Genomic DNA, 16,445 nt, shown 5'->3' with positions numbered 1-16,445 from the left:
TGCCACACGGTATGGCCGTCGGCTTCGGTGAGTTGTTCGGGCAGGCCGTTGAGGTCGTTGTGGTAGTAGCGAACCTTTTGCAGGGCGCCGCTGCCGTCGACTCTCGCGAGAGGTTCGTGGCCGCCGTCGGCGTAGACGTACAGGCTGCTCAGGCTGTTGCTTCGCTCTTGTAGCAGTCGCAGGCCGTCCCAGGTGAAGCGGGTTTCGCCGAGCAGTTGGCCCCGTTGGTCGTGTTCGCTTTTGCCGATGCGTCGGCCTAGCGGATCGTAGGTCATGCGCACCACATTGCCGTTCGGGTTGCGCACCTCGATCAGGCGGCTGTCGGCGTTGTAGCCGAACCCCTGCGTACCACGCCGCGCGCTGCGTTTTTCGACCATCCGCCCGAAGCCGTCGTAGCGATAGCGCTTGTCCTGATACGTCAGCAGCCTGTTATGGCGCACTTGGCCCGCGCTGGTTGCGGTGTCCAGAAGGTTGGCGGCAGCGTCGTAGGCGAAGGTCTCACTCTGCCCTTGCAAGCCTTCCTGGCTGGCGATAATTCGCGCTGTGGCGTCGTAGTGCAGCAGCGTTCGCCGATCACCTTGGCGATTGCGGTGCAAACGACCGATCAAATTGTCAGCGGGGTCGTATTCGTAATCTTTCGTGCTTTCGGCAGGCAATTGCACCGGTTGGCTGGCAGGCCGTCGCAGACGCGAGCGTAAGCGTCCGCTGCGGTCGTACTGGCTGCGCGTACTGATCTGCCCCTGGCTGCGCAGCACCTCGCGATGAAGACGATCACGCTCGAAGTCGCTGATGACTTGCCCGTCGAGGTTGATCTGGTGCAGATGGCCGCTGCCGTAATGCAGGCGATTGAGCCAGCGGCCATCGGGCAGTTGCGTTTGGATCAGGTTGCCCAATTCATCGTAGTGATGCTGCAACACGCCAGCAGCACTGTGCTCGCTCAGTAACTGGCCCACCGCGTCGTATGCAAACCCCAGCTTCTGTTGCTGCCCCCGCAGATCATGAAACTCGACCTCGATGAGCTGATCCAGTGGGTTGTAGCGATATTCGGTGCGCCCATCGGCAGTGGTTCTGGCGATTAGCCGACCCACCGCGTCACGCTGCAGCGCATGAATAATCGAATCCGAAACAAGCCGGTGTTCATCGGGCGCGGGCAGATGCTCCACCCGAACAGGATTATTCAGTGCGTCGTAGCTGTAGCGCCGCTGGCTGCCGTCCAGATCCTGCTGTGTCACCAGCCGATCACCGGCATCCCATGCGAATCGATAGCTCTCGCCGTTCTCGTTGGTTAGCGCCTGCAATCGGCCGTAGGCGTCATAGCTGAACTGCACTTGGCGATTGTGAGCGTCGAGGCGTTGCCGCACCTGGCCCCGACGGTCGTACTCATACTTCGTGCTGTGCCCGGCCGGGTCGGTGTAATTGGTCAGCAATCCACTGGCATTACGTAGGTACTGCTCGCCCCGACCATCCGCCAACTGACTGCGCAACAGCCGTCCTTGCGCGTCGTGCTGATACGTCGTGCGCTCACCCCGAGCGTCGGTGATGCCCAGCAGATAACCACGCGGGTCGTAGCTGAACGCGGTCGGATAACCCGAGCAATCCACGTGCTCGATCAACTGACCGAAGCCGTTCCAGCGCAGCTGTTTGCGCTTGCCAATGGCGTCGATCATCTCGATCACCTGACCTCGATCGTCGTAGCGATAGCGCGTCACATGGCCCAGCGGATTGGTTTCGTGAGTGCAATTGCCACGTGGGTCGTAGCGGTACTGCCAGCTGTTACCTGCGGCGTCGGTCTCGGCCAATGGCAACGACCAATGCTCCAGCCAGACCGTCGAATCACTGCGCCCCAACGGATCTTCGGTGGCACTGAGATTGCCGGCGTCGTCGTAGTTGTATTGCCATTGCCCGCCTTGTGGATCGGTCGCGCCAAGCAGCTGGCGTTCATCATTCCAGGCAAAGCGCCAGGTCTGGCCGAGATTGTCGGTGTACTCGGTGATCTGGTGCTGGCTGTTCCACAGGCGTGTGCTGCGCCGGTTCAGGCTGTCGATGACCTGCGTGCTGCCAGTGCTCAGGTCGTAGTCGAAGCGGTATTCGTCGCCCTCGTCGGTCCAGTGACGAACGACGCGCCATTCACGCTCATCGATCAGCGCCCACTCATAAAAGCAGCGCAGCCCCGCGGGCAATTGGTGCTCGACCATGCGCCGGCCGCTGTCGTAGGCAAAACGTCGCTGCACAGCGCCAAGTGCATCACGAACCTCGGCCAGATCGCCGCTGGCGTCATAGGCATAACTGGCCAGAACTTCGCTGGCGCGATCGGAGAACAGGCGCTCGACACGCTCGACCCGACGCGGCCAATGCGTGGAATACACCAGCGACACACGCAGCAGATCGAAGGTGTCGCGCAGCTGGATCAAACGCCCATCGGCGTCGTAATCCAGATAGATGCGATTGTCGTTGCGGTCGCCCAGTTGGGTCAGGCGCAATAACGAAGCATCACTCTGCGTCGGCTCGAACAGCCGATAAACGCCATCCTCGTTCTCGATCAGCAACTGACCATTGCCATGCCGCCGCACCGCTAGCCCTTCGCCGGCGCTGAATACTGCGCCGCCCTGCGGGATCAAGCCCATGTCGATGGAGCGCGCTTGCTCGTCGACGTAGATCAGTCGTTCGCCACCCTCGGGATGGACTTCGATGCGCACGCTGACTTCAAACGCCACGCTCCAGCCTGCGCCGAACAGGCCATTGCGGCGTTCATCGCAGCTGCTATAAAAGCGTTGCCACTCGATGGGCAGGATGCCCGGCAGCACGAAATCCAGCTCCTCAACGCCGCCCAAAACCTTGGCGCCGGTCGCGGCATGTACCGGGTTTGGCGACCCGCGATGGCGTTGGTCAGCGCACCCATGGCCGAACTGACGACGAAAGAATTCACGCCGCTGAGCAGCATGCACGGCAGGTTGCTCAGGAATTTACCCTTGCGGCCCTTGAGCATCATCAGCGCGGTGATCGCCAGGCCAACGCCGGGCGTCTTGCCGCTGCGGATTTCGCGCACCACCACCTTGCCACCGCCGATACGTACGTTGGGCGAAATCAGCCCTGAGGACACGACCGTCGCGTCACACGTACTGCGGTCGCCACTGCGCACCGCGGGCTGGCCGTTGATGGTGACCTTGTCCGAACCTTCGGCGAGCATCTGTGGCGGCATCGGCGGATGTCGCGTGCAGAGCACCATATCCAGCGGCTTGGGTACGACGCCTGGTCCGGGTGTTGCGACGGTGGGGCGCCACATCTGCGAGAAGAAACCCTTGGCCATGTCGAGAAAGCCTGATTCCTCTTCAGGCTGCGGCTCTGGATCTTCGGCGTCTGCGCTGTCAGGTGAACCCGTGGCCACCAGCGTCGAGGGTACGCTACCTGCCGCGCGTGCAGCCGCGATACCGTTGATGAAGGTGTCGGTAGAGCCTGTCGAGATATTGGCCTGAGGCGTGGGTGGAAACAGACCGTTCCCGATGTCCTCGCATAAGGAACTCAAGCCCTTGTCGGCCCCGGTTTTGCTCATCACCACGCCAACCACTAGCCCGACCACAGCGCCCAAGACGCAGGCACCTATACCGCCAGTGGCGATAGTGATTCCGGTTGCCGCGACCACCGCAGCAGTGGCCAATGCGCCGATGGCGATGTTGGCGGCCACTTCCAGTACGCCACCGAGAATATCGGCCATCATCGAGGTGTGTGATAACGCGTCGCCAACCCGAGCGGCCCAGAGTGCGTCAGACATTCACGACCCACCTGCCTGGCATCAAAATCATCTTACTCACCGAACACCGTCGAACTGCAATGACTGTTTGATCGTCGCCCAATGCCGCGCCTCGGCATCGCTGAGCGGCTGCGCCTTGAAGTAGCTGAGGGCTAGCATCTTGCGCGAGCCTGGCAGCACCAGCGCCAGTTGATACTGAAATACCTTTTCGGCGCCTTTGCTGAACTGACTGCGCAATTCGAGTGCTTCAATCTCTTGCGAAGCGCCGACGCCCACGACCTGCGCTGGCTGATAACGCAGCTCCTGAACCTGCTGTTCCAGGCGCTTGAGCTGTGCGTCGAAGTTGCTGTGCAAGGTTTCGTCTTCTGCCAGCAAGCTACGGCTGATGACCAGTGAGGTGCCCAATGCGGTGAACTTCAAGATGTTGATCGATGCGTCCTGCAACTCGCCGTCAGGCAGGGCGAACTGAAACTCGTTGATGCGATACGTCATGGCGACGGCTTCTCTTCAAAAGGATTACTGATCGGATTCTGGTTCGGGAAACATCGCTTTTACTGCGGCATCAATGCTGCCCTTACTGCCTTGACCATCTGGAGTGGCTCCCGGGCCACCGCCAATGTTCAGCTGCAGCGTGCCGCCGGTGTTGATCTCTGCGCTGCCCTCGGTGTGAAGGTTGAACTGCACGCCACTCAGATTGATCTGGCCGCTGGCATTGAGCTCCAGCACGCTCTTGCCACAGACCAGGCGCAGATTTTCACCGACCTCGATCAGGTAGCTGCGGCTGATGCTGTCGGTTTTGCTTGAGCCCACGAGCAGCACATCGTCGTGTTTGACGGCGCGCAGCCGGTCCTGGCCGATGGTAACCGTCTCATCGTTGCCGACACTCTTGCTGCGGTCATGCCTCACCGAATGGCTTTCATCGACCTCCACCACGATGTCCTGATTGCGCTCGGCGTGAATGTACAGCTGCTCCTCGCCCTTCTTGTCCTCCATGCGGATTTCGTTGAAGTTCGCCGGCGTACCGCCTTTGCTAGAGCGGCTTTTCATGCCGCTTTGCGTGGCGTTCGCTGGCAGATCGTAGGGCACGGTCTGTTCGGCGTTGTAGACCCGACCGGTGATTATCGGTCTGTCGGGGTCGCCTTCGAGGAAACTGACGATGACTTCCTGGCCGATCCGCGGAATCTGCATCGAGCCCCAGTTCTTGCCCGCCCAGGCTTGGGAGACCCGAATCCAGCACGAGCTGTTTTCGTTGGACTGATCGTGTCTATCCCAATAGAAATGCACCTTCACCCGGCCGAATTGATCGGTCCAGATTTCCTCCCCGCTGGGGCCAACAACCATGGCGGTCTGCGGGCCTTTGACGATGGGACGAATAGTGCTCGGCAACGGACGGAAAGTCTGTTGCGCATCGACGCAGGTGAGGGTGCTTTCGAATTGCAGGCCTGCGGAATTGCCGCCGGTTTCCAGGCTTTCTTGAGTCACCAGATAACGCGTGCCGACGATCAAATACTCGCGATTCTGATCCTGCCGACTGAAGCCGGTCAGGCTGAACAAATGCCCGGCGCTCAGGGCACGCGCGTTGCCATTGAATTCGACACGTTCGTGCAGGCTCTGAATGGCCTCGATACGAGTGCGCGCGTAGTGTTCGCCGTCCTGGCTGTGCACGTAGGTGCCAGGGTAGTCATACAGCGGATAATCCCCCGCCGAGTGCGGGCGGGGCATGGCCGAGCGCACGTCAATGCGCGCGCTGGGCCGCTGGAAATCGTAGTCGTTAAGCTCCAGAGAGCCGGGCTGCACTTCCTGCGCCAGGCGCCAATCGCTGATGTGATCGCGTTCGCGATGCTGGCCATCGGGCGGGTAGAAAGGCACCGACTCATAACCCGGCGCCGCTTGGTGCGCGCCATAGGCGTCGGCCAGCACCAGTACATGACGGTCTTTTTCGTGACGGAAGAAGTAGTAGATGCCTTCCTGTTCCATCAACCGGCTGACGAAATCGAAACTGCTTTCGCGGTATTGAACGCAGTATTCCCACTCGCGGTAGGAGCGGCTGAGGGCGTCTTCAAAATCAGAGAAACCCAGGTCGCGAAAGACCTGCTTGATGATCTGCGGGATGCTCAGATGCTGGAAAATCTTGCAGTCGGAAGTGCGTGTCAGCAACCACAGCCAGGGCCGCAGCGTGACTTGATAACTGGCGAACTGGCCGGTATCGACATTCTGGCTGCAACGCGCAACCAACCCGTGAAAATAACGGCTTTCGCCACCGCTCAACTGTACTGACACGCTCATGGGCTTACCGAGCAACAGATTCAGGTCAATGGCGTCGTCGCTGGAAGTCAGCTCTAGTTCGTAATTAAATAGCCGCCCGAGTTCATCGCCGCCACTCATGTTTTTGAGCAGCAGCACGTCCGGGCCCAGAGGGCAGGTGACTTGCGCCAAGCGGGTGAGTTGCGTGAATAGCATGATTTATTCCGTTAAGTATTCGTGTCGCCGACCTGTGGCAGCACGGCTTGCCGGCGGTGGCGTTGTCCAAATTGCTGCTGCCGGCAAGCCGCGCTGTTATGGATAGGCAGGTGCTCAACCGACATCGCTGAACTGATAATCCAACTGATTATTCCGCTCGCTGATCCGTACCCCCGCCATTGGCTTGCCTTCGAGCATGCGCGTCAGGAATTCGCGGCTCATTTCCGGCAGCAAGGTATTGGTCAGGATGGTGTCGATCATTCGCCCACCGCTTTCGGTTTCGGTGCAGCGCGAGACAATCAGATCGACCACCGCATCGTCGTACTCGAACGCCACTTTATGCGTCGACTCCACGCGTTTCTTGACGCGATCGAGCTGCAAACGGGTGATCGCCTTGAGCATGGTGTCGCAGAGCGGGTAGTAGGGAACGGTCACCAGGCGACCGAGCAGTGCAGGCGGGAAAATTTCCAGCAGTGGCCGACGCAACGCCTTGGCGATATCTTCCGGATCGGGCACGTTCTGCGCGTCTTTGCACAGGCGTGAAATCAGCTCGGTGCCAGCATTGGTGGTGAGCAGAATCAGCGTGTTCTTGAAGTCGATCACTCTACCTTCGCCGTCCTCCATCACGCCCTTGTCGAAGACCTGGAAGAAGATCTCGTGGACATCCGAATGGGCTTTTTCCACCTCATCCAGCAACACCACGCTGTAGGGTTTGCGCCGCACGGCCTCGGTCAGCACGCCACCTTCGCCATACCCGACATACCCCGGCGGCGCGCCCTTGAGGGTGGACACGGTGTGGGCTTCCTGAAACTCGCTCATGTTGATGGTGATGATGTTCTGCTCGCCGCCGTACATGGCTTCGGCCAGCGCCAGCGCGGTTTCGGTCTTGCCCACACCAGAAGTGCCGGCGAGCATGAACACGCCGATGGGTTTGCTCGGGTTGTCCAGGCCGGCGCGTGAGGTCTGGATGCGCTTGGCAATCATCTGCAACGCATGGTCCTGGCCGATGATGCGTTTCTTAAGGTGCTGGCCCAGATTGAGTACGGTTTCCAGCTCGTTGCGCGCCATGCGACCGACCGGAATGCCGGTCCAGTCGGCGACCACCGAAGCGACGGCCTGATAATCCACGGTCGGCAAAATCAGCGGGCTTTCGCCTTGTAGAGCGCTGAGGCGGGCTTGCAGGTCGACCAGTTTGTCACGCAGGGCATGGCTGTTTTCGATGTCTGCGTCCTGATCGACAACGCCTGCGGTTTCGCGCAATTCAGCGCGGGTGGCGAGCAGTTCATCGACCAGAGATTTCTCTTCGCTCCAGCGTGATTCCAGTGCTGCCAGGCGCTCGCGTTCGGTGTTCAGCAATGCCTCGCTGTTGTTTCGACGCGCGCCGGTGTCGATGCCAATCGCGTGCTCCCGCGCAGTGATTCGCAACTCGGTTTCCAAAGCCTCGATGCGCCGACGGCTGTCATCCACCTCCGCAGGCACGGCATGCAGACTGACCGCAACCCGAGCGCATGCGGTATCCAGTAGGCTCACGGATTTATCCGGCAACTGGCGCGCCGGAATATAGCGATGGGATAGCTTGACCGAGGCTTGCAGCGCCTCATCGAGGATCTGCACCCGATGATGTTTTTCCATGGTAGAGGCGACGCCGCGCATCATCAGCAGCGCCTTGTCTTCCGACGGCTCGCCAACTTGCACGACCTGGAATCGGCGGGTCAGGGCGGGGTCTTTCTCGATGTGCTTCTTGTATTCGGCCCAGGTCGTGGCCGCGACGGTGCGCAGCGTGCCGCGGGCGAGTGCGGGTTTGAGCAGATTGGCCGCATCGCCAGTGCCCGCCGCGCCGCCTGCGCCGACCAGCGTATGGGCTTCATCGATAAACAAGATGACCGGTTTGGGCGAGGCTTGAACGTCTTCAATGACTTGGCGCAGACGTTGTTCAAACTCACCTTTCATGCTCGCACCCGCTTGCAACAGACCGACATCAAGACTGCGTAGCTCGACGTCTTTGAGCGCTGGCGGCACGTCTCCTGCGACAATGCGCAGCGCAAAGCCTTCGACAACAGCGGTTTTGCCGACGACTGCCTCGCCGGTAAGAATCGGATTGTTCTGGCGACGGCGCATGAGGATATCGACCATCTGCCGAATTTCTTCGTCGCGGCCAACGATGGGGTCGAGCTTGCCGCTACGGGCCTGTTCGGTCATGTCGACGGTGAAGCGCTTGAGCGCTTCCTGCTTGCCGATCGCACTGGGGGCGATCGCGCCGCTCGCCTCACCGGGCATTGCAGCTGCATTGAAACCATCGCTGGCGCTCAGCGCGTTTTCCGGAGAGTCGCCGACGTATTCGTCGAAGCGTTCGCTCAGGGCCTCGATTTTGACTTTGTCGAACTCGCCGGACAGCCCGATCAGCGCATGGCGCAGGCTCGGTGTCTTGAGAATGCCGATCAGCAGATAACCGGTACGCACCTGGCTTTCGCCGAACATCAGGCTGCCATAGACCCAGCCGCGCTCGACGGCTTCTTCGACGTGGGAAGACAGATCGGTGATCGAGGTCGAGCCTCGCGGCAGGCGATCCAGCGCTTCGGTCACGTCGCGAGCCAACCGGGCCGGTTCGACGTCGAACTGGCGAATGATCCGGTGCAGGTCCGAGTCCTGCAGTTGCAGCAGTTGGTGAAACCAGTGAGCCAGTTCCACATACGGGTTGCCCCGCAATTTGCAGAAAACGGTAGCCGCTTCGATGGCCTTGTAGCCAACGCCGTTCAGCTTGCCGAACAGCGCTGCGCGACTGATTTCACCCATGTTCAGTGCTCCTTGCGTATTGATGTGGAGAAGTTGCCTGTTCAGGTGCTTCCGAACTCGTTTGATCAGCGTAATGTCGGGCCAGAATAAGGTCGCAAGCGTGTTCTTTCGGTTGTCCCAACCAAGTGTTAAAACCCAGGCGGGACTGGCCGTTGAGTTGAAGTTTGGGGATGTATGGTTGTTGCAGAATCAGGTTCAGGTCCCAGTCCAGTTCGTGGCCCAGATACTCGGCGACCCACGCCACCAGATGCCTGAATGGTTCACCAACGGGCAGCATGCCCATGTATTCCTCGAGCTTTAGCGGGCCGAGCCGGATGCGGAATTTGTGCTGGCGATCCCAGACATGACTGCCGAGGCAAAAATCGACGCTCAGCTGATGGGCACTGACGCCTATGCGGCTGCGCCCGGGCAGTTCCAGCCATTGGCCGACGTATTCTTCGATTTCCGCCGGCAGGCCGAAATAGTCCTCGATAATCGCCTTCAGACCGTCCGGGTAGCGGGTCTGCGCCGACAGATGTCCGCTGAAATGCAGCTTGGCCGTGTCGGGAACCAAGCCCTGACCGTGCAGGCTCGGCATGCCACGCCCGCTGAACGCGGCCAGTCGCGCAGACCAGTAATCGTCGTCGGGCCGGTCATGGCTGACAGTCGGACGCGCTTCGGCCCAGGCTCGGTAAAACAGGCTCAGCAGGCGATGATGGAAGATATCCAGAAAGCTTTTGCTGGTGCTGTCGGCGTTGTTGCGCTGGCGTTCGCGCACGTATTCGGTGAGGTGCAGGGGAAGCGGGCCGTTGGGACCGCCAAGGCCGAAGAAAAACTGTTCGAGGCGTGCAGGCTTGCCACCATTGGCGGGTATCAATGCTGCCAGTGTTGAGGGTGCGAACGCGCAATCGGGCTGCTGACCGAGCCGCAGAGGATCGTCCGCCAGACGTAACGAGTGCCCGAAGCGCGGCAGCTCGGGCGACTCGCACTCGATACGGCGCAGGGCCTGGAAGAAGTCGTATTCCCAAGGCTCTTCGTGCATGTCGTTGAGCGTGCTCACAGCGTCGGGCGCCGGCCGGGCATGGCTTTCCATCGCATGATCTCGCCGCGCTCGCTGGTGCGAATCACGGTCTCGGTGAAGCTGTTGATGGAAACGTAGCGCGTCAGGAACCGCTCGAATACCGCGCCGAGCAGAAACACGCCCGTGCCGCGAAAGGCGTTTTCGTCGAACTCCAGGGTGATCTCCAGACCACGCCCGAAGGCGATCGGGCCTGGCATGGGCAGGCGACGGGTACAGGGTTTGCTGCTGACGCCGCGCAACCCTTCGATCTGCAATAACAGGGCGGCATCGTTGGTGTCGCCATACAAGCGCAACAATTCACGCAGTGCCGCAGCCCCCTGGCCTTGCTCGCTGAGCGACAGATAATTGAGTGACAGCTGGCTGATCAGTCGCCAGGCTTTCTGGTCGTGGGCGTGGCTGGCGCGCGGGCGACTGGGGCCGGCCAGGCACCTAATGGCGGCGACCGGCGCACTGTCCGCGAGGGTGAAATCTGTCTTGCCGCTGCCCACGTTCATGAACAGCGGCAGGTCGCGGTTGGTGCACAGGGCACTGACCCCCAATTGCCGCAAATCGTGCCGGTACGGCGCTTGCTGGCTGTCCACCAAGCTGACGAAGGTCTCGCTGCCGACGTAAGTCGAGCGCGTGCCCATGCGGCGTTGCTCGCTGGACAACACACGAGGTTCACGACGCAGCGTGTAATAGGCTTTATCGTGGCCATAACGCGATGGATCACGCACGGCGTAAAACGGCAGGAAGCTCTGCTCAGGGCCAGTGCCGTAGCCGGTGACGCCGGTCAGCGAGTGGATTTCAAAGTCCATCGGCCGTGTGCGGTCGGCGATCACGTGATGTTCATTGACCCGGTCGGACAGGTGAATCCGGTCGACCCGGCGCGCAAACAGATTGATCGCAGGGGTGCAGAACGGCATGAACTGCTGAGGGCCGACGCTGCCTTCAAGGCTCTGGTCAAAGCGCTCGAACAGCACGATCAACTCCAGCTCCTGACCGCTGCAACGCTGCACGGCGCGCCCAAGAGAAGTGAAGTCGACGAACAGGTAACGCTGCGGTAGGGCGAAATATTCCTGCAGCAATCGATAACCCTGAAACGCCTTCGCAACCACCGGCATCGCGGCTTCGCGGTCATCGAAGCCGCAGGATTTCAAGGCATCGCTTGGCAGGCGCTCGACCCAATCAGCGCCGGGCTGGCGAGCGAATACGGCGCAGGCATTGCCGAGCAGTTGTTCATAGAGACGAAACGGCAGTTCGTCAGAGCCATTGAGGTACAGCGGCAGGTTTTTCAGACTCAGTTTGTTGAACGGCTGTTCGGCGCCCGTCGTCAGCGTAATGCGTAACCCCGCCTTGGCTTTCGGCTCGCTGGCCGCCAGGCGACCCAACATAGTGGAGGGGTTGCCGAAGTACTCGGCGTGGCTGACTTTCAGCGGCCACAACGTCACCGAGTGGGCGCTGCGGTATTCGCAGGAGGTTTGTGAGTCGCGACCCAGTGCCGCTCGCAGCACGCTGTCGCGGTGCAGGGTGAAGCCGCTGCTCAGCGATCCTTCGTTCGGGTCTATCTGCATCTGCACCACGGTCATCGAAGGAGTGGGTGCCAGGTAATGCGGGTAGGCGATTTCCAGCAGATTGTGTGTGAAGGTCGGGTATTCGGCGTCGAGCTTGAGCTGCACGCGCGCAGTGAGGTACGCAAAACCTTCCAGCAGGCGCTCAACATAAGGGTCGGCGCAATCGATCCCGGACAGCGTCAGGCGCCCGGCGATCTTCGGGTATTCCTTGGCAAACTCCGCCGCGCTTTCGCGAACGTGTTGTAGCTCCTGGTTGTATAGCTCCAGCAGACGCGGATTCATGTTCGCCTCCGCTGTTCGGCAGGCACGACCTGCATGTGGCCGGATTCCAGATCAAGATCGGTGCGCAGCAATAGCGGCAGGGCCACCGGCTGTGCCCACAGATCGCCTTCGATCTCGAAGCTCAGAGCGTTATGGTTCATCTGGTTTGGGAGGGTCTGAGCGCGAACGCGCAAGGTGTTGCGCAGAATGCGCGGCTCGAACGTGGCAATAGCCTGATGGATCAGGCTTTCGAGCACGCTGACATCGATGTTCGATGCGCTGTTGCCCGCCAGGGCTGGCAACCCATAATTGATCACTGACGTGCCGGCTGGTGTCTGCAGCGTGGCATTTGCGTCCAGCAGCGATGTAGTGTTGAGCAGCCAGGTCAGGTCGCGCAGTACCGAGGCCTTGAGCAGGCTCAGGGACAACACGCGTTTGTCTGCGCTTTCCCGAAGATTGCCGGGCTCTTCGTCAGTCAAGCGGTCGAGCAGCGAGGGCTGCAGGCGCTCGCGCAAGGTCAGGTCGGAAGGCAAGGCCATACTTCAGGCACCGGAAACAGGATCGAAATCGAAAAACCGCAAACGCCCCCCCGCCATTGGCGGCCGGGGGGCATCGAGAGTTAACGTTTGGTGTTGGAGCGAATGTTCCAGCCGTACTTGATCGGACCGCCATCCTTGGTGCCATCGGCTTTCTGCGGCTGATAGTCGACCAGTACCTGAGCGAAGTTAAGGGTGATGGTTTCGGTCAGTCGATCATCGCCACCCGAGCCGCCGGTGGTCAGCGAGGTGATCAGCACCTCTTCGAGATTGATGATCAGGTACTCGACCTGACTTTCGCCACCCGCCTTGCGCACGGTCAGCGTGACCTTATCGACATGCTTGCCGCTGGAGCAATGCATCATCAGGTTCGGTGTGGCCTTGTCGACGTACTTGGTCAGTGAGATGTCCTGAATGTTGACCTTGCCCGCGCCGCCACCACCGCCGACGTGCATGTTGCCGGATTGGGACATGCCCCAACTCCAGGCCAGCACGTCGATTTCGTCCTTGTGGGCCTTGTCCATGGACTCGCCCTTGATGTCGCCGATCTTGATGAAGATATCAGTAGCCATGTTTTTCTCCAGTGTGGTCTATCACGTTTTTTTTAGTCAAAGCCGGCGTCGTCAATGCGGCAAAGCTCATATTCAGAGCCGGCATATTCCTGTAGCAGTCCGGCAAACCGTGCTGCTACAGGGTGTTTTCACAGTTACGCACCCTTGGCCGAAGGCAGCTTGGATACCAGACGCAGCGACACCGTCAGCCCTTCGAGCTGGTAATGCGGGCGCAGGAAGAACCTCGAGTTGTAGTAACCCGGGTTGCCTTCGACGTCCTCGACCACAACCTCGGCGGCTGCCAGCGGATGCCGGGCCTTGGTGGTTTCGGTAGAGTGCGCCGGGTCACCGTCGACGTAGTTCAGAATCCAGTCCTGCAACCAGCGCTGCATCTCGTCCTTCTCTTTGAAGGAGCCGATCTTGTCGCGCACGATGCACTTCAGGTAATGGGCGAAGCGGCAGGTGGCGAACAGGTACGGCACACGCGCGGCCAGGTTGGCGTTGGCGGTGGCGTCCTGGTCATCGTATTCGGCCGGCTTCTGCAGTGACTGCGCGCCGATGAAGGCCGCGAAGTCGGTGTTTTTCTTGTGCAGCAGCGGCATAAAACCGTTCTTCGCCAGCTCCGCCTCGCGACGGTCGGAAATGGCAATTTCGGTCGGGCATTTCATGTCCACGCCGCCATCGTCGGTCGGGAAGGTGTGCGCGGGCAGGTTCTGCACCTCGCCACCTGACTCGACGCCGCGAATCCGCGAACACCAGCCGTAGTGCTTGAACGAGCGGTTGATGTTCACCGCCATCGCGTAAGCGGCATTGGCCCAGGTGTACTTGGCGCTGTCGGCGCCGTCGGTATCTTCTTCGAAGGCGAAGGCTTCCACCGGATCGGTCTTGGCGCCGTAAGGCAGACGCGCGAGGAAACGGGGCATGGTCAGGCCGATGTAACGCGCGTCTTCCGATTCGCGCAGCGAGCGCCAGCCGGCATATTCCGGGGTAGTGAAAATCTTGGTCAGGTCGCGCGGGTTGGACAGCTCCTGCCACGAACCCATGCCCATCACGGTCGGCGACGCCGCTGCTATGAATGGGGCATGCATGGCGGCGCAAGTCTTGGACAGTTCGCCCAGCAGCTCGACATCCTGTGGCGATTGATCGAAGTAGTAATCGCCCACCAGACAACCGTAAGGTTCACCACCGAACTGACCGTATTCCTCCTCATACATCTTCTTGAAGAGAGGGCTCTGGTCCCACGCCGTGCCTTTGAATTTCTTCAGTGTCTTGTGCAGATCCGGCTTGGAAATGTTGAGCACGCGAATTTTCAGCTGCTCATCGCTTTCGGTGTTGTTGACCAGGTAATGCAAGCCGCGCCAAGCGCTTTCCAGTTGCTGAAATTCAGGATGATGGATCACCTGATTCACTTGCGCGGTAAGTTTGGCGTCGATGGCGGCGATGATTGACTCGATCGAGGTAATGGCGTCATTGGAGACCAGATCGGTCTGCGCCAAAGCCTGTTCGGCGAGGGTGCGCACGGCGGCCTCGACAGCTTCACGAGCACGCTCGGTTTTCGGTTTGAACTCTTGTAACAGGAGCGAGGCGAACTCGCTGGTGTCTTCGGTCTGATTGGTCTGAGCCCGGTTGTCATGCAGCGATTGGGTCATGGTCGCTCGTCCTGATCAGGCTTTGGCTCAGCGCTTTGAGATTCAGCATCCTGAGGTTTTGGCGCGCTCACCAGGGCCTGCAGCAGGGCCGGGTCCTTGATCGCCTTCATGATGATTTCTTCTGCGCCGGTCTTGCCGTCCATGTAGGTCAGCAGGTTGGCCAATTGAGTGCGTGCATCGAGCAACTGCTTCAGCGAATCAACCTTGCGCGCCACGGCGGCCGGGCTGAAGTCGTCCATGCTCTCGAAGGTGATGTCCAGGCTCAGGTTGCCTTCGCCGGTCAGCTCGTTCGGCACATGGAAGGCCACGCGAGGCTGCATGGCCTTCAGGCGCGAGTCGAAGTTATCGACGTCGATTTCCAGAAACTTGCGGTCGGCCACAGCCGCTAGCGGCTCGGCAGGCTTGCCTGCCAGATCCGCCATGACACCCATCACGAACGGCAGCTGGACCTTTCTCTCGGCGCCGTACAGCTCCACGTCGTACTCGATCTGGACCCGTGGCGCGCGGTTGCGCGCAATGAATTTCTGAGAACTGGTGTTCGCCACGTTGCTCCTCCTGGTCGCTGCTGCGACGTGATTGGGGTCATCGGTCTTGGCCGATAACGGGGTTGCGTGATCCATGCACTGGCCGGCTCGCTGCTTGAGCGAAACGGTTATTCGGCGTCGGGACCGCGCAGATTTTCGAACTGGGTCATACCGTCGGGAATCAGGTTACGCACGATGGCCGCGAAGTCGGCCTGCACCAGATTTTTCGCCCGATTCAACAGCACCGGCAGCGGGCTTGAAGGCTCGTGACGGGCGTAGTAATTGAGAATTTTGTCGAGACTGCGAACCACGTCGTCGCGGTTGCCGACCCCTTCGGAAACTTGCGGCGCAGCAGCCACTATCTGTTTCACGGGGAGTGGGTCCTGGGTGTTCTGGAGCGCGAGTGTGGCCACGGCCTGGCCTGGAGCGTATTCATCGAGAATGTGCAGCGCCTGTTTGAGTGGCTGCTTGAGGGCAGACAGATCCACGCCCTGAGCGGAGCCAACCTGGCTGGACACGTAATGCTCGATGGCGTCGGCAGTGCAGTGCGCCTCCTGCAAGGCTGAGCGCAGAGCGCAAAGATGCTCGGAATCGCTGTCTCGCAGCGCACCCGCCAGTTCGTCACGCGTGAGGTGTTCGTCCGAAAAGCTCTGCAAACCGCTGGCGTTCAGCGCTGCACGCAGGCTGATCGGCCCGAACGTCCGGGAGCGGGTCAGCAGGCTTTCACGCAGCAGTCGAATGTTGGTTTCGCAAGCGATGCCAGACAGGGCATTGATGCGCACGGTGGGATCGTTGGCGTCATCTGCATCGAGTTGCGGATATAGCGTCGGCCAGTATTGGCCCAGCAGATCGTTGATCAGCGTCAGGGCATTGGCCAACCCGGAAAAACCATCGAGGGCCAAGGCACTTTGCAGGAGGAAATGAGTGATTCGCAGGTCTTTACTGCGTTGCAGAAGAGTAATGCTGGACTGTTCGATTTTTCGCCACTGAGGTGGTTCTGCGGGATGAACCGAATCACCCATAGTGCGTTCAGGCTTGCCTTGGGCATCGCGCTCCAACTGCAGAAAGTCCGCATCATATTCCAACTCATCACCACACGGAGAGTTCGAGGAAACTGCAGTGAGTAACAACGGAACATCCAACAAAATCGATTTCCTTATCGGGTGCGAATAAATCTTACAGTTAGCGCGGAAATGTCCTACGCATAATGCGGAACATTCTTTCTTTTATCAGAGCAGGGATATCACATGGACATCATTGATGTTCAGGAAGTTGTGCATTTTTGTTGTGGAAGTTATCCGTTGTCAAGG

General features: G+C 60.0%; 10 protein-coding genes and 1 pseudogene. All 11 read right to left on the bottom strand.

What is annotated here, in order from left to right; translation table 11 throughout:
- Window positions 1–3,769: pseudogene (locus tag ACRER8_RS21640) on the bottom strand (DUF6531 domain-containing protein); the annotation flags it as partial.
- A gap of 36 nt (window positions 3,770–3,805) precedes the next feature.
- On the bottom strand, window positions 3,806–4,240 hold the full coding sequence (locus ACRER8_RS21635) for a DcrB-related protein (RefSeq protein ID WP_431748229.1): 435 nt from the start codon (window positions 4,238–4,240) through the stop codon (window positions 3,806–3,808).
- Window positions 4,241–4,264: 24 nt separating this feature from the next.
- Entirely contained in the window at window positions 4,265–6,208 is a 1,944-nt protein-coding gene (locus tag ACRER8_RS21630; RefSeq protein WP_431748228.1) for a type VI secretion system Vgr family protein, read from the bottom strand.
- Window positions 6,209–6,322: 114 nt separating this feature from the next.
- Complete coding sequence (gene tssH, locus ACRER8_RS21625) at window positions 6,323–9,001, bottom strand: type VI secretion system ATPase TssH (protein ID WP_431748227.1); 2,679 nt, start codon at window positions 8,999–9,001, stop codon at window positions 6,323–6,325.
- Window positions 8,994–10,073, bottom strand: a complete 1,080-nt coding sequence (gene tssG / locus ACRER8_RS21620) for a type VI secretion system baseplate subunit TssG (protein WP_431748226.1) — start codon at window positions 10,071–10,073, stop codon at window positions 8,994–8,996. Before tssG ends, tssH begins: the two co-directional genes overlap by 8 nt.
- Window positions 10,037–11,896, bottom strand: coding sequence for a type VI secretion system baseplate subunit TssF (tssF, locus tag ACRER8_RS21615; RefSeq protein WP_431748225.1), 1,860 nt, complete (start codon window positions 11,894–11,896; stop codon window positions 10,037–10,039). Before tssF ends, tssG begins: the two co-directional genes overlap by 37 nt.
- Window positions 11,893–12,414 (bottom strand): type VI secretion system baseplate subunit TssE, encoded by a 522-nt coding sequence (tssE, locus tag ACRER8_RS21610; protein ID WP_431748224.1) that lies wholly within the window; start codon window positions 12,412–12,414, stop codon window positions 11,893–11,895. The genes tssF and tssE overlap by 4 nt, the downstream gene beginning before the upstream one ends.
- Window positions 12,415–12,494: 80 nt before the next feature.
- Window positions 12,495–12,983 (bottom strand): Hcp family type VI secretion system effector, encoded by a 489-nt coding sequence (locus ACRER8_RS21605; protein WP_431748223.1) that lies wholly within the window; start codon window positions 12,981–12,983, stop codon window positions 12,495–12,497.
- 134 nt (window positions 12,984–13,117) lie between these two features.
- Entirely contained in the window at window positions 13,118–14,611 is a 1,494-nt protein-coding gene (gene tssC / locus ACRER8_RS21600; protein ID WP_431748222.1) for a type VI secretion system contractile sheath large subunit, read from the bottom strand.
- Window positions 14,608–15,156: a type VI secretion system contractile sheath small subunit gene (gene tssB, locus ACRER8_RS21595; protein ID WP_431748221.1), complete on the bottom strand. Its 549-nt coding sequence runs from the start codon at window positions 15,154–15,156 to the stop codon at window positions 14,608–14,610. The genes tssC and tssB overlap by 4 nt, the downstream gene beginning before the upstream one ends.
- Before the next feature lie 107 nt (window positions 15,157–15,263).
- The gene (gene tssA, locus ACRER8_RS21590; RefSeq protein WP_431748231.1) at window positions 15,264–16,277 is read right to left on the bottom strand and encodes a type VI secretion system protein TssA; all 1,014 of its coding nucleotides are present in this window, start codon (window positions 16,275–16,277) and stop codon (window positions 15,264–15,266) included.
- Window positions 16,278–16,445: the final 168 nt, after the last annotated feature.

The sequence above is a fragment of the Pseudomonas sp. genome (assembly GCF_050739935.1).
In the GTDB taxonomy this organism is placed as follows: Bacteria; Pseudomonadota; Gammaproteobacteria; order Pseudomonadales; family Pseudomonadaceae; genus Aquipseudomonas.
The sequence above is the reverse complement of the archived record's forward strand: the minus strand, read 5'-3'. Positions and strand labels throughout refer to the sequence as shown.